This is a genomic window from Flexithrix dorotheae DSM 6795 (assembly GCF_000379765.1).
In the GTDB taxonomy this organism is placed as follows: domain Bacteria; phylum Bacteroidota; class Bacteroidia; order Cytophagales; family Flammeovirgaceae; genus Flexithrix; species Flexithrix dorotheae.
The window spans coordinates 393,713-420,555 of sequence record NZ_KB903465.1 but is presented as its reverse complement, the minus strand read 5'-3'; the positions used below and the strand labels follow the sequence as shown (position 1 = coordinate 420,555).

22 protein-coding genes and 2 tRNA genes are annotated in these 26,843 nt (G+C 36.9%); 14 read left to right on the top strand and 10 right to left on the bottom strand.

Going from position 1 to position 26,843, the window contains the following annotated elements:
* Window positions 1–209 precede the first annotated feature (209 nt).
* The 9 genes from A3EM_RS0128685 to A3EM_RS0128640 all read left to right on the top strand — a co-directional run bounded on the left by A3EM_RS0128685 (window position 210) and on the right by A3EM_RS0128640 (window position 7,841).
* Complete coding sequence (locus A3EM_RS0128685) at window positions 210–2,096, top strand: sensor histidine kinase (RefSeq protein ID WP_020531701.1); 1,887 nt, start codon at window positions 210–212, stop codon at window positions 2,094–2,096.
* A 308-nt stretch (window positions 2,097–2,404) separates the two neighbouring features.
* A complete protein-coding gene (locus tag A3EM_RS43910; RefSeq protein ID WP_020531700.1) occupies window positions 2,405–3,400 on the top strand; it encodes a sensor histidine kinase in 996 nt (331 codons plus the stop codon).
* Between the two features lie 197 nt (window positions 3,401–3,597).
* Window positions 3,598–4,890, top strand: a complete 1,293-nt coding sequence (locus tag A3EM_RS0128675) for a metal-dependent hydrolase family protein (RefSeq protein WP_020531699.1) — start codon at window positions 3,598–3,600, stop codon at window positions 4,888–4,890.
* 92 nt (window positions 4,891–4,982) lie between these two features.
* Window positions 4,983–5,555 carry a TetR/AcrR family transcriptional regulator gene (locus A3EM_RS0128670; protein WP_020531698.1) on the top strand — a complete coding sequence of 191 codons (573 nt, stop codon included), beginning with the start codon at window positions 4,983–4,985 and terminating at the stop codon, window positions 5,553–5,555.
* A gap of 43 nt (window positions 5,556–5,598) precedes the next feature.
* Window positions 5,599–6,387 (top strand): MBL fold metallo-hydrolase, encoded by a 789-nt coding sequence (locus A3EM_RS0128665; RefSeq protein WP_020531697.1) that lies wholly within the window; start codon window positions 5,599–5,601, stop codon window positions 6,385–6,387.
* A gap of 68 nt (window positions 6,388–6,455) precedes the next feature.
* Window positions 6,456–6,965: an acyl-CoA thioesterase gene (locus tag A3EM_RS0128660; protein WP_020531696.1), complete on the top strand. Its 510-nt coding sequence runs from the start codon at window positions 6,456–6,458 to the stop codon at window positions 6,963–6,965.
* 134 nt (window positions 6,966–7,099) lie between these two features.
* A complete protein-coding gene (locus A3EM_RS0128655) occupies window positions 7,100–7,528 on the top strand; it encodes a VOC family protein (RefSeq protein ID WP_020531695.1) in 429 nt (142 codons plus the stop codon).
* A gap of 107 nt (window positions 7,529–7,635) precedes the next feature.
* Window positions 7,636–7,708: transfer RNA gene (locus A3EM_RS0128645), tRNA-Gly, on the top strand.
* Between the two features lie 49 nt (window positions 7,709–7,757).
* Window positions 7,758–7,841, top strand: a tRNA-Leu gene (locus A3EM_RS0128640).
* A gap of 49 nt (window positions 7,842–7,890) precedes the next feature.
* Here the strand turns inward: A3EM_RS0128640 and A3EM_RS43905 are convergent.
* The 3 genes from A3EM_RS43905 to hutH all read right to left on the bottom strand — a co-directional run bounded on the left by A3EM_RS43905 (window position 7,891) and on the right by hutH (window position 12,919).
* Complete coding sequence (locus A3EM_RS43905; protein ID WP_044240110.1) at window positions 7,891–9,096, bottom strand: winged helix-turn-helix domain-containing protein; 1,206 nt, start codon at window positions 9,094–9,096, stop codon at window positions 7,891–7,893.
* Window positions 9,097–9,690: 594 nt separating this feature from the next.
* Window positions 9,691–11,361, bottom strand: a complete 1,671-nt coding sequence (gene hutU / locus A3EM_RS0128630) for a urocanate hydratase (protein ID WP_020531693.1) — start codon at window positions 11,359–11,361, stop codon at window positions 9,691–9,693.
* Window positions 11,339–12,919, bottom strand: coding sequence for a histidine ammonia-lyase (gene hutH, locus A3EM_RS0128625; RefSeq protein ID WP_020531692.1), 1,581 nt, complete (start codon window positions 12,917–12,919; stop codon window positions 11,339–11,341). The genes hutU and hutH overlap by 23 nt, the downstream gene beginning before the upstream one ends.
* A 186-nt stretch (window positions 12,920–13,105) precedes the next feature.
* On the opposite strand from hutH, the gene A3EM_RS0128615 reads away from it, so the two are divergent.
* On the top strand, window positions 13,106–13,633 hold the full coding sequence (locus tag A3EM_RS0128615; protein ID WP_020531691.1) for a DUF4494 domain-containing protein: 528 nt from the start codon (window positions 13,106–13,108) through the stop codon (window positions 13,631–13,633).
* 40 nt (window positions 13,634–13,673) lie between these two features.
* Here the strand turns inward: A3EM_RS0128615 and A3EM_RS0128610 are convergent, their stop codons facing one another.
* Window positions 13,674–14,396: a hypothetical protein gene (locus tag A3EM_RS0128610; RefSeq protein WP_020531690.1), complete on the bottom strand. Its 723-nt coding sequence runs from the start codon at window positions 14,394–14,396 to the stop codon at window positions 13,674–13,676.
* 390 nt (window positions 14,397–14,786) lie between these two features.
* On the opposite strand from A3EM_RS0128610, the gene A3EM_RS0128605 reads away from it, so the two are divergent.
* Window positions 14,787–15,380 (top strand): hypothetical protein, encoded by a 594-nt coding sequence (locus A3EM_RS0128605; protein WP_157638131.1) that lies wholly within the window; start codon window positions 14,787–14,789, stop codon window positions 15,378–15,380.
* Between the two features lie 52 nt (window positions 15,381–15,432).
* On the opposite strand, the gene A3EM_RS0128600 is transcribed toward A3EM_RS0128605, so the two are convergent.
* Window positions 15,433–16,098, bottom strand: a complete 666-nt coding sequence (locus tag A3EM_RS0128600) for a hypothetical protein (protein ID WP_020531688.1) — start codon at window positions 16,096–16,098, stop codon at window positions 15,433–15,435.
* Between the two features lie 45 nt (window positions 16,099–16,143).
* Window positions 16,144–16,791, bottom strand: a complete 648-nt coding sequence (locus tag A3EM_RS0128595) for a hypothetical protein (protein WP_020531687.1) — start codon at window positions 16,789–16,791, stop codon at window positions 16,144–16,146.
* Window positions 16,792–17,345: 554 nt separating this feature from the next.
* Here A3EM_RS0128595 and A3EM_RS0128585 point away from each other — a divergent pair.
* Both A3EM_RS0128585 and A3EM_RS0128580 read left to right on the top strand, forming a co-directional pair.
* A complete protein-coding gene (locus tag A3EM_RS0128585; protein ID WP_020531685.1) occupies window positions 17,346–18,182 on the top strand; it encodes an alpha/beta fold hydrolase in 837 nt (278 codons plus the stop codon).
* A gap of 369 nt (window positions 18,183–18,551) precedes the next feature.
* A complete protein-coding gene (locus tag A3EM_RS0128580; protein ID WP_020531684.1) occupies window positions 18,552–20,915 on the top strand; it encodes an FG-GAP repeat domain-containing protein in 2,364 nt (787 codons plus the stop codon).
* Window positions 20,916–20,993: 78 nt separating this feature from the next.
* Here A3EM_RS0128580 and A3EM_RS0128575 read toward each other — a convergent pair whose 3' ends face one another.
* Entirely contained in the window at window positions 20,994–22,544 is a 1,551-nt protein-coding gene (locus A3EM_RS0128575) for a hypothetical protein (RefSeq protein WP_020531683.1), read from the bottom strand.
* Window positions 22,545–22,741: 197 nt separating this feature from the next.
* Here A3EM_RS0128575 and A3EM_RS0128570 point away from each other — a divergent pair, with 197 nt between their 5' ends.
* Window positions 22,742–23,332 (top strand): O-methyltransferase, encoded by a 591-nt coding sequence (locus A3EM_RS0128570; RefSeq protein WP_020531682.1) that lies wholly within the window; start codon window positions 22,742–22,744, stop codon window positions 23,330–23,332.
* Window positions 23,333–23,406: 74 nt separating this feature from the next.
* On the opposite strand, the gene A3EM_RS0128565 is transcribed toward A3EM_RS0128570, so the two are convergent.
* The 3 genes from A3EM_RS0128565 to A3EM_RS0128555 form a co-directional block, all read right to left on the bottom strand.
* Window positions 23,407–23,901: a hypothetical protein gene (locus A3EM_RS0128565; RefSeq protein WP_020531681.1), complete on the bottom strand. Its 495-nt coding sequence runs from the start codon at window positions 23,899–23,901 to the stop codon at window positions 23,407–23,409.
* A gap of 227 nt (window positions 23,902–24,128) precedes the next feature.
* Window positions 24,129–24,911 carry a tRNA pseudouridine synthase A gene (locus A3EM_RS0128560; protein WP_020531680.1) on the bottom strand — a complete coding sequence of 261 codons (783 nt, stop codon included), beginning with the start codon at window positions 24,909–24,911 and terminating at the stop codon, window positions 24,129–24,131.
* 261 nt (window positions 24,912–25,172) lie between these two features.
* On the bottom strand, window positions 25,173–26,396 hold the full coding sequence (locus A3EM_RS0128555) for a lipase family protein (protein ID WP_020531679.1): 1,224 nt from the start codon (window positions 26,394–26,396) through the stop codon (window positions 25,173–25,175).
* Window positions 26,397–26,843: the final 447 nt, after the last annotated feature.

Sequence of the window (26,843 nt, the reverse complement as noted above, 5' to 3'; positions counted from 1 at the left end):
ATTTTTCAATGAATTCAGGATTAATTTAATTTTCATTGGACTATTTTAATATACATTAGAAAGTTTTCCTGCGTTTTCCTGTTACTTTTAGAAATCAGGCAGAATTTGCTTTAAATGAACCTAATAATACCAATACCATTTTTTATAAAATCACCTTTACTGCTTTTTGTATTTTCTTACTTTGCTTCGGATCTATACAGGCGGATGTCGTGGTGGAAATTGACGGGAATGAAACAGAAACAATCAGCTTAAATCCCTATATAACCATTTGGGAAGACCCATCGGAAACTATCAGGCCTGATCAGTTATTTCACCTGAATAACCAAATTGAAAATTTTGAAGAGGAGTTAGGGATGGTTCAATGGGTGAAGTTTAAGATTAAAAATATCGGTAACCAGTCTCAGGAATTTAAAATCAACTTTTCTTTCACCGATTCTGTGCATTTTTATGGTTTTAATGAGCAAAAGGAATTGATTATTGAAAAAGTTACAGGAGACCTGATGCCAATTCCCTACAGAGATGTGGATAATGGAATGATGGCATTTATCGGGCTTAATTTGGCTAAATCTGCCGAAATTACCTGTTTTGTGAAAATAAAAAGTGTTTCAGGTATTTCCCACCAATTCAAAGCATTAACCCTGCAGACTATAAATTTATTTCCAGAGTCCGTTTTCCAGAAAAGGTTTGTAAAGGAAAAGGTGTTTCAGGCCTTTTTTTACGGAGCCTTGTTTATCATGCTTTTTTACAATTTTTTCATCTGGATTACCCTTTGGGATAAGAGTTATCTCTACTATATATTATTTTTATTTTTTCTCGCTACTTTTCTATTGGCCAATAGCGGATATCTGGCAGAAATCTGGTTATATAACCATCCAAGACCTGACCTTTATATCAGGTTTTTAACTCCACCCTTTATTCTCCTGTTTTTTATTCTTTTTGGTAGAAATTTTCACCAGGTTAATAGCAGCGATAAAAAGTTAAACAGCATAATATCCGGATTGCTTATTGGTAATTTGATTATTTTAATTTTAATGGTTGCCGGTTACTGGAAAATTGGGCGATCCTTTGTAATTATATTTTCTATCATAGGGCTTTCCTCCGTTCTTGGAATTTCAATTATAAAATTGAAAAAAGGCTTTACACCAGCTAGGTATTTTCTGGCAGGAAATGTTGTGTTTGTTTTGGCTGCTTTGGTTTATGCGGGGCAAAGGTTATTAATTATTTTTCCGAATCCATTTACGCAACATGCTTTACAAATTGGTGCAGTAATAGAAGTAGCCTTATTTTCACTAGGTCTGGCAGATAGAATTTCCATGATTAAAAAAGAATTAATTAAAAATACCATTGAAAAGGAAGCGCTGGAAAAAAAGAGAATAAAGGAACGCCAAGAACTAATAGAAGAGAAAAATATTGCTTTACTTAAATCAAACAATGAACTGGATACTTTTATTTACAGAACCTCTCACGATATAAAAGGCCCATTAGCCCGGCTTTTGGGACTGAGCCAATTGGCTCTGATGGAGGTGGAGAATGAGGAAGCACAAAAGTTTTTTAACTTGTTTCTTAAAGAATCTAATGAACTAAATTCTATTCTTTCCCGTCTTTCCGACTTGCATGAAATTAAAAAGAAAAAGATTGTTTCTGAAAGAATTTTGCTCAAGGATGCTTTGGAGGAAGTTAGTCAGAAATTTTCGCATAAATTGGATGAGGTAAATTTAGAGTATATCGATCTGGAAGAAATTGAATTTTATTCCGACAAGAAGCTTGTGGAGTTTATGCTCAGTAATCTTATGGATAATGCTATAAAATTTAAAAATATTTACACCAGCCGGCCAGAGATTAAAATAAAGGGGGGAAAGGCTGTGAAGCATGTTCAAATCGATTTTTTGGATAATGGGCTTGGCGTGGCCAATGAAATGAAAAAAAATCTCTTTTCTATGTTTATGAAGGGAACTGGCAATGGGGAAAATATAGGCCTGGGGCTTTACATGTCCCGGTTAGCCGCCCGGAAACTCAATGGTGATATTCGTTTTATCGAAAATGGGAGTAACCTGACTCACTTCCAAATTATCCTTCCCAGCCAGGAAAGTATCTAAATATCCATTCCTGTCCGAAAAATTAATATTATTAACAAATGATTACATGTTTTTGTTAACAATAGCAAAAGTATTATTGGTTTTATACTTAAAAGCATAACTTTCTAAAGAGTTTTTAAAATATTGCTACCTGAAATTTTTCAACTTTATCTTAGTTTAAAGTTGGAGACTAATTAGAATTTTAAAATAGAAGATAACAGGAGTGTTCGGATACCAGTGTTCAAAATTGAACTTTTAATTAAAAATGAAGTTGTAAATTTGAACTCTATTTCTGACTTCCTTCTCATACTTAACTGAAACATTAAGAAATGAATAAAATGAAGACAGGTTTCCAACAAAAAGAAAAGCTGGAAACCTTGGGAAAGCTCACTGCGGGATTAATTCATGAAATTACCAACCCAGCTACTATCGCACAAAAAAGTGCAGAATTACTAAAATTGCAATTGGTTAAGCTAAACGAACTTGCTCCGGAATTGGGAAAATATAATATTTCCAGCCAGACATTGGATAATGTATTTAAATATCTTGGTCCTGGAGATGAGATTGAAGAGGGCATGCCGGCCATTTCAATAGCCGAAAAATGCCAGTGGGAGGATGAAATCTGTGAATGGCTGGAGGAAAACGGGTTTGAGGATGGGTACGAAATGGCTGTCGATTTGGTAGATTGGGGAATTTCAGAAGAGGATTTAGAAGAATTAAAAGGTCTTATTCCTGACAACAGTATTCCCACTGTGTTAGAGTGGTACTCCGCAACTATTCAATCTCAAAAATTTACTTCAGATATCAACGAGGCTACTCATAGAATAAACCAGCTGGTTGGGTCGGTGAGGTATTATTCCCATATGGATAATGGAGATGAAAAGCATCCGGTGGATTTGAAGAAAAGCCTCGAAAATTCTATTCTGCTGTTAAGACACAAGTGGAAATTGAAAAATATTAAAATTCATACCTGCTTCTCTCCAAATTCGAATACTATTATCGGGTATGAAAGTGCCTTAAATCAGGTTTGGACTAACCTGATTGATAATGCCATTGATGCCCTTGATTTTGATGGTTTCCTTAAAGTAAAAACAGAATCATTGGAGAATGGGATAAGGATAAGTATTATTGATAGTGGTGCAGGAATTCCAAAGGAAATTCAACCTATGGTGTTTAATGAATTTTTTACAACCAAAGGTTTTGGGAAAGGAACTGGCCTGGGTTTGGATATTGTGAACCAGATTATCCAGCAGCATGATGGAAAAGTTTATGTAAATTCCCGTCCTGGCCACACAGAGTTTATTGTAGAATTACCCTTCAATTGATCCTCTTTGATCAATTCAGGATAGTCCAACCCTTTATTCTCCTATAAAAGGTTGGGCTTTTTATTTGCCCCTATCCAAAATACTCCTTTCCACAGACAAATAAATCCACTATATTTAGCTGTAGTAAGCTTATAAGGGAAACTACCCGTTTTTTACTTTTTTAATTTCATTCCTCACAATTTTTAATACTCACAATGATGCAATATCAAATAACCTCCTTTGCTTTCTTTCTCTTTTTCTCAGTTTTGGGAAATCTGTCACTTGCTCAAAAGCACTATATACAATGTGGATTATTAATTGATGGGAAGAGCAATACTGCTATGAAAGAGATGACCATCATTGTGGAAAAAAATAAGATTACAGGAGTGGAAAAAGGTTTTCAGGAAGGTGGGACGGATGATAGGGTAATTGACCTGAAAGATAAAACAGTTATGCCAGGTCTGATGGATATGCATGTGCATATAGAAAACGAAACCAGCAAAAACAGGTACATGGAAAGGTTTAATATGAATGAAGCAGATATTGCTTTCCGGTCAACGATTTATGCGAAAAGGACTTTGATGGCTGGTTTTACTACGGTGAGAGATTTGGGAGGAAGCGGAGTGAATATTGCCATGAGAAAAGCGGTGGATGCCGGCTATATTGAAGGGCCAAGAATTTATACCAGCGGGAAATCCATTGCCACTACCGGAGGGCATGCCGACCCTACCAATGGAGTGAAATTTGACCTGATGGGGGACCCAGGACCCAAGCAAGGTGTAATCAATGGGACTGATGAAGCAAGAAAGGCGGTAAGACAGCGGTATAAAAATGGTGCAGATGTGATTAAAATTACGGCTACAGGAGGTGTTTTAAGTGTCGCCAAAGATGGGCAAAGGCCCCAGTTTGCCGAAGAGGAAATTAGGGCAATTGTGGAAACCGCAAATGATTATGGAATGATCACCGCAGCTCATGCACATGGGGCAGAAGGAATGAAAAGAGCCGTGCTGGCAGGAATAACTTCAATAGAGCATGGTACTAAAATGACTGAAGAGGTAATGGATCTGATGATTGAGCATGGTACTTATTATGTCCCGACTATAACTGCAGGAAAATCTGTAGAGGAACTGGCTAAAATTCCCGGATATTATCCTGATATCATTGTTCCCAAGGCCTTGGAAATTGGACCTATGATTCAAACAACCTTTTCAAAAGCCTATAAACGCGGGGTTAAAATAGCCTTTGGAACTGATGCCGGGGTATTTCCTCATGGTGAAAACTGGAAGGAGTTTGGTTATATGGTGGAAGTAGGCATGCCTGCCATGGAGGCTATTCAGTCGGCTACCAGTGTGGCAGCGACAATGCTACAGGTAGAAGATAAGCTGGGGTCAATAGAAGTTGGAAAATTAGCAGATATTGTGGCAGTGGATGGCGATCCTTTAAAAGATATTCAGGTGATGGAAAAGGTTACTTTTGTGATGAAGGATGGCAGGATATTTAAAAATGAATAGAAGGAAGTTCTGGAAATTAAAAACGTGGCAGGAAAAATAAATTGAATTTTACTTGACTGATTGGTCTGTTTGTTTTTATATTTGTTGGAGTGATGCAAGTAGAAGAAAAAAAATCGATAAAGGACGTGCTCATTGAGGTGACTGCCCAATTATTAGAGCAGAAAGGTTATTATGGAACCGGTGTAGCAGAGATATTGGAAAAAGCGGGAATCAAAGGGAAGAAGGGAAGTATGTACCATCACTTTAAAACCAAGGACGAATTGGTGGTAGCTGCCATTAATCATGCAGGTAAAAGACAATTGAAAGATTGGGCCAGGGTGATGAGAAACCAGGAAACCGCTATCAAAGGGATTTCTGCCTTAATCGATAACCTGATTGATCGATTGATAAAAACTGAGTTTAGAAGTGCTTGTCCGGTTTCCCCGGTGGCTCTGGAAATTTCAAACCAGAATGAAGAAATTAGAAAAGCCTGCAGTAATGCAGCCAGAAAATGGGAAACAAGTCTGGCAACTTACCTGGAACTTAATGGAATAGATGAGGGAGAAAGGAGAGCAAAGGTTATTTTTAACTTGATAGAAGGTGCATTTTTACTTTCAAGAATCCATCATGATGTGGAAAACTGGGAAGCCATTAGAGAATCAGTTGAATTAATTCTGGATAGCTAAGGCTATTTTTTTAACCATAGACAGACCGATCGGTCAAATAATCATGAGAGCTAATTTCAAAAACTTACACTTTAAATGGATTGGAGGGGCAACCTGGGTAATGTATTACCAGGGATTGAGGATAGCTTGCGATCCTGTGTTGTGTCAAAAAGGAACACTTCAGGATTATGGATTCTTTAAATCCAAAAGAATAACGGCTCCTGAATTTGCAGAATACGATTTTAAAGACATCGATCTTTGGCTCATTACCCATGCACATGAGGATCATTTAGATGCTGAAGGATTAAAAAAAATTGAATCTGATGCTAAAATAATTACGCATAAAAATGCCCTCAAAAAGTTAAGCACCATTTCCCCATTGGATATAAAAAAATTGAAAAATGGCGAGAAAATGATCTTTCAGAAAGGTGAAATGGAAGTTGAAGTGGAGGCTATGCCAGCAGTTCATGGTGCTAATCTTTTTTCTTCTGTGCTGGCTGGAGGAGTAAATGGCTATTGGATTAATATTCAATATCAGTTTGAAAATACTAGTATTTATATTACTGGGGATACTATCCTCAATGAAAAAGTAAGGAATAAGCTAAAAAACAGAAAAGCAGATATTTTAATCCCCAACATGGGTGGTGTGCTGGGAAACCGTTTTGGAGGCCCTCTAACCCTTAATGCGGAAATGCTGGATGAATTGACAAAACTATTGAATCCTGCATTGGTATTTCCAGTGCATATCAATTCCTTCAAACATTATTCAGAGCCTGTGGATAAACTTAAATCACTGAAATTTAATGGATTAAAATTTTTGAAAGAAGGAGATTCTTATGCTTTCTCAGCCTGATTTAGGCTTCTTTTATTAAAAAAACAACCGCCACAGGTGGAAATGTTTCAATCTAAAAACTCATAAAAATGGAATTAACACAGGAATTAATTAAAAAACCAGAAAGTAAGTCAGTAATCAGGTTTCAGGATTGCGATCCCTATGGGCACCTGAATAATGCACGCTATCTAGATTATTTTGTGAATGCCAGGGAAGATCATCTCATCAAATACTATGACCTTGATCTTTTTAAAATGTCCAAGGAACAGGGGATTGGTTTTGTAGTCAGGCAAAATCAGATTTCCTATTTCCGTCCGGCCAATTTAATGGAAGAAGTGGTTATCCAAAGTGCTTTAATCGGTTTTAATGAAAGTACTGTAAAAGTAGAGATGCAGATGTTTAATAAAGACAAAACAGAGCTAAAGGCAGTCTTATGGGCGGATTATGTAGCCATAGATTTGCGAAGTGGAAAAAGATCAGTTTTTCCTGAAAAGATGCATAACCTTTTGGGATTGGTGAAAATTGAAAGCTTGAACGGGCAAAATGATTCTTTTGAAAGCAGGGTTTACCAAATCGCCAAAGCCTTAAAAAGAAATTAAATCCCTAACTTTATACAACTTCAACATTAAAATCCTGACCAGGTGGAAAAACCAATATGGTCAGGATTTTTCTTTTTGCAATAGACTTTTTGAATGGTTAAATTGAAACCATTACCTCATCAAAAAACAAAAATATGGCAAAAGGAAAAGGACGGGTAACCGGAATAGGAGGGATTTTTTTTAAATGCGAAAATCCCGATAAAATGAAAGAGTGGTACAACACTCAACTTGGTCTGAATACCGATCAATATGGGGCATTGTTTGAGTTTAGAAAAACCGAAAAACCAGATGAAAAGGCTTATTTGCAATGGAGCCCAATGGATGCATCTACAAAATATTATGAGCCTTCCAAAAAGGATTTTATGGTAAACTATCGGGTGGATAATATAGAAGATTTGCTGGAGCAGCTGGAAAAGGAGGGTGTACAAATAGTTGGCGAACTGGAAACCTTCGAATATGGTAAGTTTGCTCATATCATGGATCCGGAGGGAAACAAGATAGAACTTTGGGAACCGGTGGATAGTGTGTTTACCAAAATGTATGAAGGAAAAACTACCCATTAGTAACCTGGTAAATGCAATTGAAAAAATAATGAAAATATTTCTGCTAAAATTTTTTCTTTTAAAAATAAGGCTTTTATATTTGCACACCTTTTAACGGAAAAGGCAAAGCAGGAGTAGCTCAGCTGGTAGAGCATCACCTTGCCAAGGTGGGGGTCGCGAGTTCGAATCTCGTCTCCTGCTCAAATGAAGCCCAAAAGAATTTGGGTTTTCTTTTTTTTGAGAAGCTTTTGCCGGGATGGTGGAATTGGTAGACACGCAAGACTTAAAATCTTGTGTCCCTTGGGACGTGCGGGTTCAAGTCCCGCTCCTGGTACAAATAAAACCTTTCAGATTTCTGAAAGGTTTTTTTGTTTGCACAAAATTCAAAGTTCCTGATTGCAACAATCCTCAATTTTTTCAAGGAAATTATTTCCATTATTTCCGGTAATTTCCACTTGTTGGCACTTATTAAAGTGTGCAAATTCTACAATTTTTTCTGTTAAAGGTTTTACAATTTCATCTTCATCCAGGCCATTTTCAAAAACCAGGTTATCTAAATGAAGAGTTTTGGTTTTTCTATCGGCTTTAGGGTTTATTCTTCCAATAAATTCTGTTCCAAAGAGAATTGGAAGGGAAAAATAACCATAAACCCTTTTTTGTTCTGGCAGATAAATTTCAGTCTGGTAATTAAAATTGAATAAATTTTCAATCCTTTTTCGCTGGATAATGGCATTATCGAATGGGGAGAGGAAATGCAATTGTTTTTGCCTGATTTTTTTAGGCATATTATCCAGGCAGTCTTTGGTAGAATAATAGATGTATTTTGAGGCATCTTTTATTTGGATGGAAATAATCTCCCCGCTTTCCTCCAGCTTTTTTAAGGTGGCTTTGATTTTTGGCCTGATCCCTTTTCTTAAATAACAAAATTCTTTTTCTTCGGCCAGACCATGCGCATTGATAGTGTTAAGAATATGGTGTTCACAAAATTCTTCAGCAGTGGGTGTGGATATATCCAGATCATCGGGTAGTACACGCTCTGTGAGGTCATAAACTTTCTGGAATCCTTTTCGGGATTTGATCATGATTTTACCTTCCATAAACAGGTGATGGAGTGCCTTTTTAGCCGGTTTCCAGTCCCATGGTCCGGAATTATATCCTTCTGGGGTTTGGAAATCCTTCGCCTGAAGCGGTCCTTCCGCCTTAATTCGGTCCAGTACAAAGTCCATTAGCTTTTTTTCTTTCTTGAACCAGTAAGACTCTTTTTTTTCAATCTCCTTCATTTGTGGGAGACAGTAGCGAAAGGAACTCATGGGAAGAAAAGCTGCTGCATGGCTCCAGTATTCAAATACTTTCTTGTCTTTAACCTGTAAATCCTGTAAGAATTTAGGCGTATAATTTGGTAACCTGCTCCAAAGAGTATGGTGATGAGCCCTTTCCACCACAGAAATGGTGTCAATCTGGATATAACCTAAATGTTCTATGGCTTTTAGTGTTCCATTTTTCCCTCTTCCAAATGAGTGTTTCCTAATCAGTCCTTGTTGTGAAAGTGCTAATCGCCTGGCTTCTTCTGTTGATAAAGTGATCCGCATAGCATGATTTAATCCAAAAATTGCAAAAAATATTAAACAGGGTAAAAGAATCAGTGCCTTATTACCATGCTTGGTAGTCATCTATTAATTAACTATTTAATAGAAATAATCTAAAAAAAGTAACCTTGTACCACTGGTATATAAATTAGCAGAAGCAGCTTAAGCTTGATTATCAGTATGTTAACCAATGATATACCTTGCCTGCTTTGTGCAAATTTTACTAGTGCCAATTAGTGGAGAGGATTGAATATAACAATCCATGAGTAGAATGAAAAATCTTGTTCGAAAATTAATCGAAAAAACCTTACTGATGTGGAGTAGTCCGAAAGGGAAGGGCTGCAAAATCTTCCCCCATGTAAATATAGGTTTACCTCAGATTAATTTGAAATTTTTTTAATTAATCTTGAATGAATTTCATTATTATTTCAAGGAAGTGATTTAAACTTTTTCTATTTCCTGAAAAATGTTTTAAAAAAGCCTTCTCTGCGTTACTTTTTTCAACAATAGCGCTGCTATTCTTTTCAAAAAGTGTCTTGATAAGTCTCTTTTAATTTCATTTTCGGTTAAAAACAATAAGTTTGAATCACTTCAAGACTATAACTTTAAATTAAAAGCTTTTGCCTTTTCTGTTGCGATTTCGTAACCTGCATCAGCATGGCGAATTACACCCATTGCCGGATCGTTGTGTAAAACTCTTTTAATGCAATTTGCTGCCCTTTCAGTACCATCAGCCAGAATTACCATTCCGGCATGTTGGGAAAATCCCATTCCCACACCTCCACCATGATGAAACGAAACCCAGGTGGCTCCTCCGGCCGTGTTGGCCATTAGATTAAGCAAAGGCCAGTCGGAAACGGCATCACTTCCATCTTTCATGGCTTCTGTTTCCCTAAAAGGAGAGGCTACAGAGCCACAGTCGAGATGGTCTCGTCCAATCACAATTGGCGCTTTTACCTTTCCGGATTTTACCAGATCATTGAAAATCAACCCTGCTTTTTGTCTTTCTCCCAATCCCAGCCAGCAAATTCTACAGGGTAATCCCTGAAATGAAACCTTTTTTTGTGCTTCTTTTAACCAGTTAATCATGTGGGTGTTTTCGGGAAATGCGTCAATTAAAGCCTGATCAGTTTCGTAAATATCCGTTGGATCTCCTGACAATGCCGCCCAGCGGAAAGGTCCTTTTCCTTCGCAAAAAAGTGGACGAATATAAGCAGGAACAAATCCGGGGAAATCAAAAGCATTTTTCTCACCTCCTTGTCGGGCAAACTCTCTTAAATTGTTTCCATAATCAAAAGTTTTAGCGCCCCGTTTTTTTAGTTCCAGCATAAAGCCTACATGTCTTGCCATGCTTCTCAATGATTTTTCTTTATACTTTTTAGGAGAATCCTGTCTTAGGATTGCTGCTTCAGTTAAACTCAGTCCGTTAGGAATATAGCCATTTACCGGATCGTGGGCAGAGGTTTGGTCTGTGAGTATATCCGGTGTGATATTATCGGCAATTAGTTTTTCCAAAACATCCCCAATATCTCCTACCAAACCTACAGAAAGAGCTTCTCCTTTGTTCTTCGCTTCCAATACCCAGTTTTTGGCTTCTTCATAGGAAAAAGTCATCCTGTGGATATAATCAGATTCTATTCTTTTCTGAATTCTTGCAGGATCAATATCCACACCGAGAAATGTGGCTCCGGCCATGGTGGCAGCTAGAGGCTGTGCACCTCCCATACCTCCTAATCCTCCGGTAACCAGAAGCTTATGTTTTAGGTCTCCGTTGAAATGCTGCTGGCCACAGGCCACAAAAGTTTCGTATGTCCCTTGCAATATGCCCTGACTGCCAATATAAATCCAGCTACCTGCTGTCATTTGTCCATACATCATCAGGCCTCTTTCTTTTAATTTTTCAAAATGCTCCCAATTTGCCCAGTTGGGCACAAGGTTGCTGTTGGCAATTAACACTCTTGGTGCTTCCGGGTGAGTAGGTAGTATACCCACAGGTTTTCCAGATTGAATTAAAAGACTTTGATCATCCTCCAGCTTTAAGAGGCATTCGATTATTTTTTTAGCTGCTTCCACATTTCGGGCCGCCTGGCCTGTACCTCCATATACCACAAGTTCTTCCGGGTTTTCGGCTACGGCTTCATCCAGATTGTTTAAAAACATTCTGAGCGGAGCTTCAGTCTGCCAGGACTTGGCATGGAGTTTATTTCCTTTGGGAGCTTTGTAATGAGGATGACTGGCATATTTATCAATAAAGGTTGAATAGTTCATTGTATTCGCTATTTAAGTTAATATCGTGTTGTTTGGCTGTTGCTTCTGAAATTTCCACAAGTTTTTTTTGAGTGATGATCTGCCGGGCAATTTCTATATCATGGGCAAAAACCCGGTCTTCCTCAGCATGGTCAATTTTGCTTCTTACCGCTGCATGACAGGCCTCGAGCATTACCCCTGATTTAAGAGGTCTCCTGAAATCAAAAGCCTGTGCAGCGCATAGTAATTCTATGGCAAGAATTTTCTCCAGATTTTCAATTACCTGTAGCGCTTTTCTGCCGCTAATTGAACCCATACTTACATGATCTTCCTGACCCAAAGAAGTAGGTATACTGTCGGCACTTGCGGGGAAAGCAAGACTTTTATTTTCGCTCACCAAGGCAGCTGAAGTGTATTGTGGTAACATAAAACCAGAGTTTATTCCTGTATCTTTCATTAAAAGTTTTGGAAGCCCGGTTGTCTCCCCATCCAGAGATAAATAAGTCCTCCGGTCTGAAATATTCCCCAATTCACACGCGGCAATAGTGGCATAATCAAGCGGAAGTGCCAAAGGCTGGCCATGGAAATTTCCTCCGCTTATAGTGTGGTTGGCATTGAATATTACAGGATTGTCCGTGACGGAATTTAGTTCTATATGAAGTATTTCTTTCAAGTGTAGCCAGGCATTTCTGGAAGTGCCATGCACTTGTGGAATGCATCGCAGGGAATAAGGGTCCTGTACCCGGCTACAATCTTCATGGGATTTGAGAATCTCGGATTCTTCCAATAAACTACTGATTCTGTGGGCTACATGAATATTCCCCTTGTAAGGCCTAAGGGTATGCAGTTCAGGCTGAAAAGGTTTAATAGAACCAAGTAATGCTTCTATCATCATCGCACCAATGATATCGGCTGTGGCCAGACAATTGTGCAGCTTTTCCACAACTTTAACCCCATAAGCTGCAATGAATTGTGTCCCGTTTATTAACGCTAACCCTTCCTTTGGGCCCAGGGTAACTGGTTCTATGCCTTCTGTTTGAAATACCTCTGCTGTTTCTTTTATTTCTCCTTTGTAGCTCACTTTTCCCAGCCCAATGAGCGGTAAAAAAAGATGGGCCAATGGAGCCAAATCTCCTGAAGCTCCAACAGAACCTTGTGAAGGTACCACAGGAATAATGTCCTGTTGAATATGCCATAGAATTCTTTCAAGGGTAGAAAGCCGGATGCCTGAAAATCCCTGGGAAAGTGCCTGAACTTTAAGCACCAGCATTAGTTTGGCGATTTCCCTGGGAATAGGCTCTCCAACACCCACACTATGACTTCTTAGAATGTTGTCCTGTAATTTTTGAGTATTTTCTTTGGAAATTATAGTAGTGCAAAGTGGGCCAAAGCCTGTATTTATGCCATAAACAGTTTTCTTTTTTTCCACAATTTGGTTAACTGCATCCTGGCTTTGGGTAATTTTTTCGATTGTTGCTTTTTCGAAAATTCCCTCGGTTTTATCCTGAACTAAATCAAGCGCAAATCCCACAGAAAGTTGGGCTTTCCCATAGGAAAATTGCTTTGGATGGGCATCCATAATTTTTGACTTTTTGTAGTAATAAATGGTTAAGGTATTCCCGGCAATTTAATCAAAAAATGTAAAAAAACAGGCAGGATTTTATTTAATAATTGGAAGGGAAATGTTAGAAACTTTTATATTTGCCGCTCCAAAAATGAATGGCATTTTTGATCGAAATTTCAAATTCAGCAAAAACAAAAAAATATGAGAACCTGGTTTCTGTGCAAGATAAAATACGAAAAAGAAGATGATAAAGGACGCCTGAATAAAGTAACAGAGGCTTATTTGCTTGATGCCCTTACTTTTACAGAGGCTGAGGCCAGGATATATGAGCAGTTGGGTAGTGTGATCAGGGGTGAATTTATGGTAACAAATATTGGAAAAAGCAAATACGTAGATATTTTCCAGTATGATGATATTGATACCTGGTTTCATTGCAAGGTGGTGTATGTCACTGCCGATGAAAAAACCGGAAAGGAAAAGAAAGTCACTAATTTGATGTTGGTTTCTGCCCACAATGTGAAAGAGGCTTATGAGAGGTTACAGGATAACCTGAAAACCATGTTGGTGCCTTATGAAATTACGGCCATTAACCAGAGCCCAATTGTTGAGATTTTTCCCTATGATGGTGAACTAGAGCAAGAAATTCCGGAAAACCTTAAGCCTCTTTCAGAAGTTCAGGAAGAACAAATTGAATCTGAAGAGGAAGAAATCGAAGAGGAAAATTTATAATTATAAGGGAGGTTATAAACCTCCCTCATCCCTTTTTTTCTTAATCAAAAGTGATTTTCCACATTTTTTTGAATTGATAAGTCCCATCTGAGGAAAAAGCTTCCACTTTTATCACCCCTTTAAAATTACCTTCATAAAGTCTGTCATAGTTAATGATTACAGTTCCACTGGCTGTGGAGTAATTGTGTGTTGTTATTCCAGACTCAAAATTGCCTGTGCCATTACCATTCATAGAAATAGGTAAAAAATGGTTGGCAACATGGTAAGAATCAAAATTCCTGGCATCCGCTTCAGCAGCAAGAGCCATGGCTACGGTGACAGGTCCTTCCGAAAGATTAGGATCAACAGTTACTGCTGTTGTTTGAAAAAATGGCATACAATGGTTCATGTTCTGGCGGTCATCAGTTCTGTAAAGCGGGTAGAACAGTACATTATGGGTTTCGTTGACATAAACTTTAGAAAGAAGGAAATTATCAAAACCGTTTTCCTTCATTCTTGTATTGGTGGCTTGTATCTGGCTTTTCAGTGCTCCTTCTGGTTGTGCTTTTAAATAATCTGAAATATGGCTACTCCTAAGTTCACTCCCGGTCAGTTCAGCAAATTGTTTAACAAAGTTTTCAGTTTTGGAAATCTGGACTTCTTCGTAAGGATAATTGTCCCAGGGGTCCTCTATTTCATTTAATTCCGGCTCCTCCTGGTGGCAGGAAATCAAAAAACAACTTAAGAAAAAACTGAAAATGGTTAATGGGTATAGAGTTTTCATTGAAAGTGGATTTTGTGAAAAATAAATAGTTGGATATAAATGGCTGTAAATACAGAATAAAATAGCATTATTATCGGAAATTTGTGGTATTAATAATAAAATGTTGGTTGAGGGTTGAAGAAAAGCTGTTTTTATTTGTTTGTATGAAAAAAAATTCCGATAATGGTTGTTACGTGTAGTTTATGTTAATAGTTTTGAAGGATTTGTGATGTTTTGTTCTAAATTATTGATTTTTTCGTATTTCAAATTGATTCTACTTTTTTTAATCAGAATACTCAGGATTCAATGAAATTTTTTACTAAAGCAATAATTTTTTTCTTCATTGCTGTTCTTTTCTTAAACCAGTCGGGAAATGCTCAATATAGTTTTGGATTAAAGTTTGGACCCAATATGAGCACCATAGTAAACCATTCCGAAGTGCCTGGAATTATTTATTATTCCTATCCGAATACCAGTTATTCATTGAAGTTGGGGATGCATTTTGGTGGTTATGCCAGATATCAAAAAGAAAATTCCAAATTTAGAATACAGGCAGAATATTTATACAATATGAAAGGGTATGTATCTTCAAGTAAAAGTGGCAATTATAGCAATTATAATAATTCAATTGGTCTAGAGCCCCCTAAACTTCCTGATCCATCAGGATCAAACTCAACTTTTTCAAGTACAAGCACAGAGCATCTTCATTACTTTAGTATTCCACTTTATTTTTATTATATGCCTAATAAATTTGGATTTGGATTAGGTCCGGAGTTTAGTTTGTTGGGTAATTATTTGAGCGATTATCAAGGTGAATTTATTGATTTTGCCCTTAATGGAGCAGTGATTTATAAAGTTAATCAAAAAGTAGAATTGAACCTGATAGGCAACTATGGACTGCATAATACAAGCGGTGGGATGTATGTAGATAACAGGAATATTAATTTCCAGTTTTCAATTGCTTATCAGATGATTAACCTCAAGAAAAAAGCTCTGCCAGACTAACTGACAAAGCTTTTGGGGGATTGCGTTAAATATATTTATTCAACCAGGAATCTCATTTCCCAGAATTTTCAAGTTTGGCGTATACGATCCCTGATTTTTTTGCTTCGTGTAAAGCATTGTAAAATTCAACTACCATCAGCGATTGTTCTACATTATTGAAATTCAAATCTCTTCTGGATAGAAAATCAGCCACTTCTTCCTTAAATTCTTTCTTTATTTGAGGCAATAATTCCTCCTTAAAATCAATCAATGGTACAAATCCCTTTTCATTGAATACATAATAATCGAAGTATTTGCAAAGGGAATTGTATCGGGTGGCAAACTCCTCATCTTTTAAAATGGGAATAGAACTTTTCTTTTTTGGTCTTCTCAAAATACTCATTTCCCCAACTTTCAGTATTTCAAAAAAACAGGCTCCGTTCGTTTTTTCCTCCGGGTAATAATCGATAGAAACAAAATTGCGCTCAATGTTTACCAAATGATCGAAGAAACTAAATCCAGACAGGTTTTTGGAAGTAAATACTTTTAACTGACCATTTCCCACTTTCAGACTGATAATTTCCAAATCATAATCATAGTAAATTTCCCCTTCAATTTCTACTCCATTATGATACTCAATTATCCCTTTAAACCAGGTGATTTTATTTCCCTTTGAGGCGGCACTTAAACTTAAAAATGTACTCACTAACAGGCACAGCGTGATTGCAAAAACTTTCATTAAAAATTTCAGATTAATTGTTGAAAAAGATGATTAAAAAAGGTCTTAATTGGTAATTATGGCTTGGGATAAGTTTAATTTGGTGTAATCCAAATCAATTTGTAGTGAGTTGTAATAATCAATAAGTAATACCAGATGTCCGGTCAGTTTTAAGTTAAGGTTGTGTTGATCTACGAATGAGATTAACTCTTTATTTTGCTTGTTTAATTTTGGGTATAAATAATCTTTGAATTCGGATAGCTCAATATATTCCCCATTATAATAGGTGAAGTAATCGAAGCAGGCATTGTACTTTGAGAAATAAGGATTGTCGTGATTGAGTACTAATTTGAAGTTGATATGCTTTTTCTCTTTTCTAAAAATGGGAAGAGAACCATCCAATACAAGTTCAAAAAATTGATTGCTTTTTCGTTTATTTTGCTGGTTACCAGAAATGGATAAATAAGTTCGAGATACCCTCAAAATTTCATCGAAAAACTGAAAATAGGTGACTACATGGGAAGAATAAGCCCTGGTAGTGCCTTCCAGTTTCACCATTATAAGTTCTCTTTCATGATCGTAGCTCAAATTGCCTTCAATCATCTCATTGTTGTTGAGTACTACAACTCCTTTATTCCATCTTAATTTATCCTTAGCCATTGAAATGGTAATGAAAAATAGGAGGATGGAAAAAATAAGAGTTGCCTTTTTCATGGATATGGTGTTTAATTGTGATGATTTGTGTATACAACTTAGCAACTATTAACAACCACAAATTAGGGGATGTAAGGATAGGCAGGCATCAGGAAGATTTTAAAGAAAACACCACAACATTGAACATTAAAATTTATAAGGAGGAAACACCTGCATAGGAATAATACAATAAATTATTAGTAATGTTAAAATGAAATTTAAAATAATTTTAATGTTGTATTAGTTTGGTATGTCTGTATAAAATGAAATAATATTTGTTAAATACATTTTTTTCAGAATAAAGTTCTAAGTTAGATTGAGAGGCTTATCAGGATTAAAATATAATCCTTGTTTTCTTAAAAATTTGGCCTGTTTTTTAGGAAAGAATTAAGGAATCGGGGTCTGATTGGCCTAATATTTTGATTTTTTATTAATACAAAATTAGCATTGATCTGAATAAAGGCAGTCAGGTAATTTTTTTGTTTTTTTTTGAAAATAATTTATTTTTTGCCCTAACTTATCCTCCTTTTCACGTGTTCTTTTCCTGAAACCTCTGAATAATATTTGATTCAATCATGAATGCAATTCAAGCCAGTTTAATTAAGTCCTATTTAAAAATTTTAGAAACATGCTCACCTGATTGGTCGGCAAAGCGTGTTTACAGTTTAATGTCCAATCCAAGAAAATTGGGGTTCAAACCCAATGAATCTCAAATTGTAGAAAAAGCTACAAAAGGGGTTTTTAATTTCAATGGTACCGACATTAAAACCTACAAGTGGGGGACAGGGAAAAAGAAGGCATTGGTCATCCATGGCTGGGAAGGAAAAGCGGCCAATTTTGGTGGTATTATCGAGGTGTTATTAAAAGATGATTTTACTATTGAGGGCTTTGATGGACCTGGACACGGTCTGAGTCCCAAAGTCTCTATTACCATGTTTGACTATTGCCAGCTGGTGTTGGAGTTCATGCAAAACAATCATTATGATCTGGTCATTACCCATTCTTTTGGAAGTGTGGCCTTGGTTTATTCCCTAAATCAAAATCCGAAACTGGAAATTGAGAAACTTTTTATGATTACCACCCCCGACAGTTTTGAAGAGCGGGTGGATCATGTGGTGCAAATGGTTGGACTATCAGGCAAAACAAAGGATGGAATTCTTAATCTTGTCAAAAAAACTACTGGATTTGAATCGGATGACCTGGTTTTGAGCAAGGTATGTCCTTCGATCAATAATGTAGGAAAAGTACAAATAATTCAAGGTAAGCAAGACAGAATAATTGGAATAGACCAGGCAAGGAAAGTTGCCGCAAATTGGGATAAAGCGTCTATCATTGAATTAGAAAAGGCAGGCCATTATAAAATCCTTTGGGACGAAAGGACATACCAGGCTCTTCAGCAATTCCTTGCTTAACAACTGAAAATTATTAAACTCTACACTTTTTTGAAAAAATAATTTTTCATTGTCTACTGGTTATTTTTACCAAATGCTTCTATCAGCCAGCCGTCCGCTTTTTATGCGTTGCGTAAAACTGCTGTGCACCTCAAAAACATATTGTTCTGGGTAAAAACAAAGGCATATAAAAGCGTATTTTATATTTTCAACTTAATTTATTGAAAATATGGTGCTATAAAACGGCAATTCAGTTCAAGTAAAAATCAGTAGATGTGTATTAATTTGTAATGCCTGAATGATCCGAAAAAATGTTGCTTTTTAGTTGAATTTTGACTCCCATTTGGGCGAAATTCAAATTTAATTTACACGACTATTTTTAAATTGAAAATGAAAAAAGAAAAATTACCACACTTCAGAATTGTCTTTACAATTCCCCTCTTATGCTTTTTTACATTTACTTCTTTTGCCCAAAATCTACTTCCTTTCGATCAATGGAAATACATCCAAATTGATGACAATAAAGGGAAATGGGGTGATTTTACCAAACCAGAATGGCTGAGGTATTTCGGGTTGAGTATTGGCGATGTGAATGGTGATGGACAGAAAGATGTGGTATCCGGCAGGTACTATTATCAAAACCCAGGAGGAAATATGGAAGGGGAGTGGGGAAAGGCAGATTTTGGAGTAAATGTAGATGGGTTTGTAATTATGGATGTAGATGGTGACGAATATGCCGATGTGATTGCCCAGGCCCTTCCCGATGTTTTCTGGCTGGAAGCTAAAGACAAAGCAGGTACTCAATGGAATGTTATAAAAATTGCTCAGGTTCCTGCCACATCCCATACCAATAGCCAGGGTTTCAGAACTGCACAAATTGTGGCTGGAGGAAAAGAGGAAGTCTTGATTGCCGGAAATGGGAATGTCTATTGTATTGAAGTAGGTAAAAACCCTGAAAAAGGAAAATGGAAAACTACGCTAATAGGAGAAAATTCTTCAGATGAAGGTATTGGTGCAGGGGATATTGATGGAGATGGAGATATTGATATTGCTGGAGGAAGAAGGCCGGAAGGTGGAGATGAACCCATGATTGTGGTATGGTGGGAAAACCCCGGAGATGGTACTGAAAAATGGAAAGCTACTGAACTGGGAAAAGGAAATCACCCGATTGACAGGGTAGAAGTGGCCGATATTGACGGAGATAATAAAGCCGATGTGATTATTGCGGAAGAAAGATGGCCGGGAAATGAACCAGACGGAAATCTTTTCTGGTACCGGCAGCCTGAAGATTCTTCAAAAGAATGGATAAGGAATTGGGTGGTGACTCAGTATTCCATGAATAATCTGGCGGTAAAAGACCTGGATAATGATGGGGATTTTGACCTCATTACCAATGAACACAAAGGCCCAAGGCTGGAATTACAGGCATGGGAAAATGATGGGAAAGGTAATTTTACCAAACATATTCTTGACACCGGAAAAGAGGGCCATTTGGGAACGATGATGGATGATCTGGATGGAGATGGAGATTTAGATATTGTCAGTGCCGGATGGGACAACTACAAATTTATGCATGTGTGGAGAAATAAAGCGATTGAAAAGCCAATCGTAAAATGGAAACATCTTTCTACCATCAATCAGGATTTGCCCCTGCCATTGCCAGGAAGACAACAAACGGCTTCCCTGATTATTGATGTGGATAATAATGGTGCACAGGATTTTATGATTACTGACAGAACCATGGCGCCTTCAGTGGCCCTTTTAAGATATGAAAAAGGGGAGTGGAAAAAGTATATCATTGAGGATAAACCACTGTTTATTGAAGCTGGTTCCGCCACTTACGATATAGATGGCGATGGTGATCTGGATGCTGTTTTTGCAGGAGAAAGCAGAAGTAATAATGTTTGGTGGTGGGAGAACCCTTATCCAAATCTCAATCCTGACCAACCGTGGGAAAGACATATTATAAAAGATACAGGTAAGAATAAGCATCACGACCAAATGTTTGGTGATTTTGACGGAGATGGAAAAGCTGAACTGGCATTCTGGAACCAGACTGCAGGGGCGCTGATGGTTGCCGAAATCCCCGAAAATCCTAGAAAGGCAAAGTCCTGGGAATACAAGCCTATTTATACTTACAGTGATGACAGCCAGATGGAACAATTGGGTCAGGAAGGCTATCCGAATTGGAAGGGAATAAATGAGCATGAAGGATTGGCAAAGGCCGATATCAATGAGGATGGAATTATTGATATTGTTGGTGGAGGACGATATTTCACCTGGAATGGCACCGAATATGTAGAAAACCTGGTGGACCCAAGCTATAGTTTTACAAGATCTGGAGCAGGACAGTTTATAGAAGGTGGTCGGCCGGAAGTATTGTTAGTGGCCGGAGATGGAAAAGCTGCCTTAAGATTATACGAGTGGAAAGATGGCACCTGGTATGGCAAAACTTTGATTACCGAATTAGACAATGGGCATACTTTAGAAACTTTTGATTTTAATAATGATGGCCATTTGGATATTTTCTGTGCCGAAATGCGATTTGGAGAAGGAAACCCGGGTTCAAGAGTAAGAATTTTGATAGGAGATGGAAAAGGAAATTTTGAAGAAACAATGGTTGCCACAGGATTTGGAGTGCACGAAGGCAAAATTGCCGATCTGGATGGAGATGGAGATTATGATGTATTAGGCAAGCCCTACAGCTGGAAAACTCCAAGAATTGATTTGTGGATTAATGAGGGGAAGGAGTGATTTCAGTTCTATAGTATTTTTGTAATTTATTGATAATCAATAAAAAAGCGAGAGAATTTAATTCCCTCGCTTTTTTTATTAATTCATTTTTCTTTTATAATAATGTAGTTCATAACTCTTTTTCCCGTAAATAAATAAGGTTTCTCCAGATTCAGAAGGGTTTATTATCTTTTCAATATCATACATTGGTTTATCTTCTGTGATCGCATATTTTATAAAGTTCCCATTTGGGTTCCCATATAAGCAGCTTTTGAAAAGACTGGAATTGATGAATAAATACACATTAACTAGTCCGAAACTTTTTCCATTGCTTAATCCTTTAGCAAATTCTGTAAATTTGTCTTCCTTCTGATTAAGAATTTCGCCAGTTTTCGATATTGACATGGTTAATATATCTGCCGAAAAAATAGCCTTTGAAAGATTAAATTTACTTTTTGTAGTTACTAAACCTAATTGAAGATTTATTTTATCTTTTTCTTTATTAAGGATTAAGTTATGGGCTAAAAAATGGGGGAATTTAGGATCTAAAAGGGATACCGGTTTTGGAATTCTTTTATCCCATTTTAGTTTTCCATCATATGAATAACAATTAATGAATATTTCATTAAAAAACATTTTGCTGCCTTGCCCTACTGCTTCCTTTTCTCCAAGTAATCCGAAAATAAGTATTTCCCCGGTAGTCTTATCAACATAAAGTTCACTATAAGCCCCAACATTTGCCAATTGCTTTACCGAAGTATCACCCGATCCAGAAGTATAAGCAAAAGATTGGATATCTTGTTGGATTGAAGAAGTTTTTGAATCATTTAGGTTTAAAATTCTATTTGATGATGGAAGTATGAAAGTTTCCCCAAATGGTAGATCAATTTTGGTTTGTTTTGTGGTATTTCCTTTAAAGTCAAGGCTTAGAATATGATACAACGCACTCCCTTTTTTCTGAGACTTTGGTAATTCTTGACTTACCATTATTAACTGATCATTATAAATTTCCTTGAAATACCAATAGGAAGAAATTTTAGGATTTTCTAATTCAGGTAATTTTAGAGTATTCACCTGCATTTTTTTATTCTTGACATCAATATACGCCAACAAGGTTTGTCCTTTTTTCTCATTGATCAAACCAAAATTATAATAATGGTCAGAGCTCCCAATTATATATAACTTGTCATTGTAAAGGAAAATATGCTGTATTACTTCAAATATTTTCTTATATTTTTCAATTACATATTCTTCTTCTATTTTTCCATCATTACTGATTTTGGTGATAGCAATCCGGTTCTTTAGTTGCTCTGGAAGATCTTCTACCAAGTAAAAAAAATCACCTTTTTCGTTAGATAATAAATCTGGTGGAGCATTATATCCTTGTGGCCCTTGAAATGACTTTTGTCCTTTCCCTTCAATTTTTAATTCCCATTTAAGGTTTAAATCTTTATCATACCGTCTGAGAATATGTTGTGCTTTTTTATAAAGACCAGCCGTATTTGTTTGAAGTATGAAACCATTTTCTCCAAAATCAATACTATTATCTAGTTCTTCGCCTTTTTCAAGTTTAATAGGAACTATCTTATCCTGGGAAAATAAAAATGCGGGTTGAATGAATAAAAATAAAATTAATAGAATGTTTTTCATGGATATGTGAATTTTTTTGAGGTAAAGTTATTTCTCATAGCATAAAATATTTTATCTATTTAAGTATGTTAACAAAATAAAAACGATATGTGTATGCGAAGTTTTTCTGAGGATTCCCCAATTAAATTTGGAGAGTCCTTTTTTATTTTTAGCTTAATCCAATAATTGCAACTTTAGCTAAGGAATTGAAAGATAAAATGAATATGAACCAATTTAACCTCCCTAAACCTCCTCAAACATTTTCTGCACTTGAAAAAAAATGTGAGGAAATCGGTTTTACCATGCCTTCAGATAGTGAAGTGGGTGCTTTGCTCCGCACTTTAGTGGCTTCCAAACCAAGTGGGAATATCTTGGAACTGGGAACGGGAATTGGCTTGTCTTTATCATGGATGGCAGATGGTTTGGATCAGAATTCCCAACTGACTTCTGTGGATAATGATCCGAAGTTAATCAATATTGTCAATGAATTTTTTGGGGAGGACAGTCGCATCAATATTATTTGTGGAGACGGAGCTGAGTGGATACAAAAGCATCAATCAGAAAAATTTGATTTAATATTTTCCGATGCCTGGCCTGGAAAGTATTCGGAATTGGATGAGGTTTTGGCAATGGTGAAAACAGGTGGATTTTATATAATTGATGACATGAAACCTCACCCAAACTGGCCGGAAGGACATGCCGAAAAAGCAGCTAATTTGATGCAAAAACTGGAGTCATTACCCAATTTTGTCATTACTCAAATGGACTGGTCCACCGGAGTGGTAGTGGCTACAAAAACCAAAGTATAACAGCTTAAAGTAAATGGTAAGGATGTTGACCTGAATTGCTTTTGCAATTGAAGAAATAATGTGGATATTCAAAATCAATCCTTCAACTCATACCACTCAATATTTTCCAAATTCTTTCTTCTACCTTGTTTTTGGGGTGCATAATTTTTGGCCAGGTAATCCAGAATTAACGGCTCATTTGGACCTAAATCCCAAAGTTTCTGGGTATTCTGCATCCAGCGAATCATACTTTCCCAACCAGCTCTGGTTGCTCTGTTTTGGGTAATCAGTTTGGCTGAGTGGCAGGCAGTACAATTGGTTTTTACCAGCTGGTAATTTTCATCGGCAATCAGGCCAGTTGCTGCATCCTTTCCATCAACAATGGCATCCTGGGCAGCCTCCAAGACTTTTGGAGTATTTTCTGCAAGTTGGGGGGAGACAGGATCAGCCATTTCCGGAGAAGAGAAGTCTACATGGGAATAAATCATAACTCCTCCGGGAATTAAAAAAAGGGCTACCAAAAAAAGGATAAGACTGAAACCCAGTCCATTAAGTAATTTTCTTATATGTTTTAAACTTTCGTCACTCATTTGGATTACAAACAAAAAAAGGCCTTTGAATCGGCCTAAATTACAAAAGTTTTTAAAAGAATTGGTTTTAAATTGTTATTCTTTCAAAGCCTTTTGAATACAAAATATCGTGGCAAGGAATAATCCTCCATCAGGATAACTGAGAGAAATTGCAGCAGCAATCTTTTTAGTGGGTTTATGAATTTATACAGGCTTTTATCTAATCTGTGAAAGAATGAGCACTGAGTTTAAAGATCATCATCAAACTCAATCTTATTGAGTATAAGCCCTGAAGATGGCGCAATATTGTTTAGTGGATCTTCTATTTTCTCTGTGAGGGAATACCTGATGTAATCCATATCAAATTTCCCTTTACCCAGGTTGATGAGCGCACCCACCATCAGCCGGACCTGATGACGCATAAAACCCTTTCCTATTACCTTATAAAGGAAGCTTTTTTCCGGAAAAAAATTAGCCGTGTAAACATCATTTTCCAGAATTCTACTGTATTTGATCTCCCTGTTGAACATGGTGTTTTCTTTGGGTTTGTAGCAGTAGTTTTGGAAATTGTGCAATCCCTCAAAAAGCCGGGCCCCTTCTTCCATTAGCCCAATATCCAGCTTTTCGGAAATATAGGTCATAAACGGAGCACTAAAAGGATGATTTTTTTCACCAAAAGAAAACAGGTAAATATATTCCTTGTATTTGGGGCTGTTGATGATATTAAAAGAGCGGTCAACTTCCTTTATGCCTGTGGCCCTGATATCCTGTGGAAGATTTTCATTAAATGCCTTAAAAAATAATTCGGTATCAATTGGTGCCTTCAGAAATAATTCAAAAGCTGCATTATTGGCCGAAACTTTGGCATCCGTTCTGGCAGAGCCAAGTACTTTAAAATCCTCATGTTCCAGTACAAACCTGACCGTTTTCTCAACCATTTTTTGGACGGTCTTTACATCTGGCTGTTTTTGCCAGCCGTGATACCTAAACCCCAGATACTGGAGCTGAATGAGGTAATAATATTTTTTCATGTCATAAAAAAAGAAGGTGGGCAAAATTAATTATATTTTGATTTGCCGCAACTTCTTCGACCGAATCCGCCTGAAAAAATAGTCTTTTATAACAAAATAGAATGGTTTTTACCCAACAGGACCTTTTAAATCCCTTTACAGCAAGGTCTTAGGTAAAGACTTTGTGTAAATCAGCTTTTTGAAGTTTTAGAGCCAAAGAGTTACCAAAATACAGATCCTGGTAATTTGTATATTGGGAAATAACTATTCATAAGGAGATTGCTAAAGATCAGTCCTCAGACTTTCAAACCATGGAACAGCTTCAATCACCATATCAACAGAAGCAGCACTATGAGATTTATCACCAACCTGAATAAAAGTCACATCCGCACCATTTTTACTCATTACCTCTGCGGTTTGCTGAGAATCTTCTATAGGGATATACTGGTCACCAGAAGAATGGTATAACCGTACAGGTGCATTGGGTTTCCAGTCCTGGACACTATTGGCCCTGAAGGCATTGATCATTTCGGTTTCCGTTCTGTTTTTTAAGCCGTCAACAAAAGTGGACTGGAAATAAACAGATAGAGTATCGGAAAGCGCAGCATTTACTTCAGCGAATCCACTTGAACCATCCAGTAAATCGGGAATTTGGCTGGCATATGGCTCCTGAAAATAATAATCCATCGATTTTCCAAAACCATTGACTTCATTAAAGGAATAAACAATTAGGCTTAAAAATCCGGGAGCGGTAAAAATTCCCCTGTTGATCACGTCATCCATCACAAATTCTATATTATAAGATCCTGCACCAGCGGCTACAGCTGTAATGTCCCAGTTTAAAGCAGGATCACTTTCAATGGCCTGTTGGGTGGCTATCGTGATAAAACCTCCCTGAGAATAGCCAAGAAGAAAAAGCTGATCGTTCAATTCAATGTCTTTTCCCCTCAAAAATTCCCTTCCCGCATGCATCATATCTATTGCGACCTGGCTGTTGGCTTCTTTGTTGTAATAATGCTGCACCATGTCTTTTGTTTCCCCAAATCCAATCATATCGGGTAATACGGTAGCATATCCGGCTGCCGCAAATAGTTCGAAAGCATAAAATGGATTGGCCTCGGAAGGGGCTTCATCATCACCAAATATGGTTCCTCTGTGGGCACTTAAAAAAGGAATAGCACCACTTACATTTGTAGGAATGGAAATCACTCCGGAGGCTATTACTTCCTGGCCTCCGACTGTGGTTTTATATTTTAATCTGTAAATCTCGATATCATTTCTAATGATATCAGTAAAACTGCCATAACCTCCTAAACCAGCAAGGGTTTTAAGAAAGCTTTCATTGTACTCCGATTTAAGGGAGGACTCTACCAGAAATTTATTTTCAACCGGAACTTCCGGTTCGGGATCTTCCGAACAACTCCAAAAAAGGGCTGCCAGCAAGAAAATGGACCAATTGATTTTTAGAAAAGGTATACCGGAAAGAGATGATAAAATTTTTTTCATTACTACATCATTAATTTTGAATCTAAATTGCTGTGGGAATAGCTGATTTTCAACTTATTTCTTTTGCTGAAGGTTTAATTTAAGTTCCCTTTTTTGTAAAACTCGGCAAGTTGAAGGAAAAATTGATTTTATTTCCTAAAAATCTATTTGTCCTAAATTAATACATCACTGTTTTAAACTTCCCTAATCAATTTGCATATTATTCCCCAAATTAAGAGAAAAATAAAACTGCATCTAAAACCTCAAGGCTGTATTCCCGTAAATGGAAGTGATTTTTTGAAAGGATTGTTTGTTTTTTATCCCTGATTAAAGCCGTTTATTTCAATTATTTTTTGATTATAAAACAGTACTTTGTAATACCTAATACTGTTGCTAAATTACAAATTATTAGCGGAAAAAGAGGCAGCTTTTATTTTCTTGCCAATTCATTTCAAAAACTGAAACTAT

What these genes read in the sequence shown, in the direction of transcription:
- A3EM_RS0128570 (WP_020531682.1), top strand. Translation starts at nt 22,742, where the DNA reads ATGAATATGAACCAATTTAACCTCCCTAAACCTCCTCAAACATTTTCT.
- A3EM_RS0128660 (WP_020531696.1), top strand. Translation starts at nt 6,456, where the DNA reads ATGGAATTAACACAGGAATTAATTAAAAAACCAGAAAGTAAGTCAGTA.
- hutH (WP_020531692.1), bottom strand. Translation starts at nt 12,919, where the DNA reads ATGGATGCCCATCCAAAGCAATTTTCCTATGGGAAAGCCCAACTTTCT.
- A3EM_RS0128595 (WP_020531687.1), bottom strand. Translation starts at nt 16,791, where the DNA reads ATGAAAAAGGCAACTCTTATTTTTTCCATCCTCCTATTTTTCATTACC.
- A3EM_RS0128600 (WP_020531688.1), bottom strand. Translation starts at nt 16,098, where the DNA reads ATGAAAGTTTTTGCAATCACGCTGTGCCTGTTAGTGAGTACATTTTTA.
- A3EM_RS0128605 (WP_157638131.1), top strand. Translation starts at nt 14,787, where the DNA reads ATGAGCACCATAGTAAACCATTCCGAAGTGCCTGGAATTATTTATTAT.
- A3EM_RS0128675 (WP_020531699.1), top strand. Translation starts at nt 3,598, where the DNA reads ATGCAATATCAAATAACCTCCTTTGCTTTCTTTCTCTTTTTCTCAGTT.
- A3EM_RS0128615 (WP_020531691.1), top strand. Translation starts at nt 13,106, where the DNA reads ATGAGAACCTGGTTTCTGTGCAAGATAAAATACGAAAAAGAAGATGAT.
- A3EM_RS0128560 (WP_020531680.1), bottom strand. Translation starts at nt 24,911, where the DNA reads ATGAAAAAATATTATTACCTCATTCAGCTCCAGTATCTGGGGTTTAGG.
- A3EM_RS0128670 (WP_020531698.1), top strand. Translation starts at nt 4,983, where the DNA reads ATGCAAGTAGAAGAAAAAAAATCGATAAAGGACGTGCTCATTGAGGTG.
- A3EM_RS0128555 (WP_020531679.1), bottom strand. Translation starts at nt 26,396, where the DNA reads ATGAAAAAAATTTTATCATCTCTTTCCGGTATACCTTTTCTAAAAATC.
- A3EM_RS0128610 (WP_020531690.1), bottom strand. Translation starts at nt 14,396, where the DNA reads ATGAAAACTCTATACCCATTAACCATTTTCAGTTTTTTCTTAAGTTGT.
- A3EM_RS0128585 (WP_020531685.1), top strand. Translation starts at nt 17,346, where the DNA reads ATGAATGCAATTCAAGCCAGTTTAATTAAGTCCTATTTAAAAATTTTA.
- hutU (WP_020531693.1), bottom strand. Translation starts at nt 11,361, where the DNA reads ATGAACTATTCAACCTTTATTGATAAATATGCCAGTCATCCTCATTAC.
- A3EM_RS0128575 (WP_020531683.1), bottom strand. Translation starts at nt 22,544, where the DNA reads ATGAAAAACATTCTATTAATTTTATTTTTATTCATTCAACCCGCATTT.
- A3EM_RS0128580 (WP_020531684.1), top strand. Translation starts at nt 18,552, where the DNA reads ATGAAAAAAGAAAAATTACCACACTTCAGAATTGTCTTTACAATTCCC.
- A3EM_RS43910 (WP_020531700.1), top strand. Translation starts at nt 2,405, where the DNA reads ATGAATAAAATGAAGACAGGTTTCCAACAAAAAGAAAAGCTGGAAACC.
- A3EM_RS43905 (WP_044240110.1), bottom strand. Translation starts at nt 9,096, where the DNA reads ATGCGGATCACTTTATCAACAGAAGAAGCCAGGCGATTAGCACTTTCA.
- A3EM_RS0128655 (WP_020531695.1), top strand. Translation starts at nt 7,100, where the DNA reads ATGGCAAAAGGAAAAGGACGGGTAACCGGAATAGGAGGGATTTTTTTT.
- A3EM_RS0128565 (WP_020531681.1), bottom strand. Translation starts at nt 23,901, where the DNA reads ATGAGTGACGAAAGTTTAAAACATATAAGAAAATTACTTAATGGACTG.
- A3EM_RS0128665 (WP_020531697.1), top strand. Translation starts at nt 5,599, where the DNA reads ATGAGAGCTAATTTCAAAAACTTACACTTTAAATGGATTGGAGGGGCA.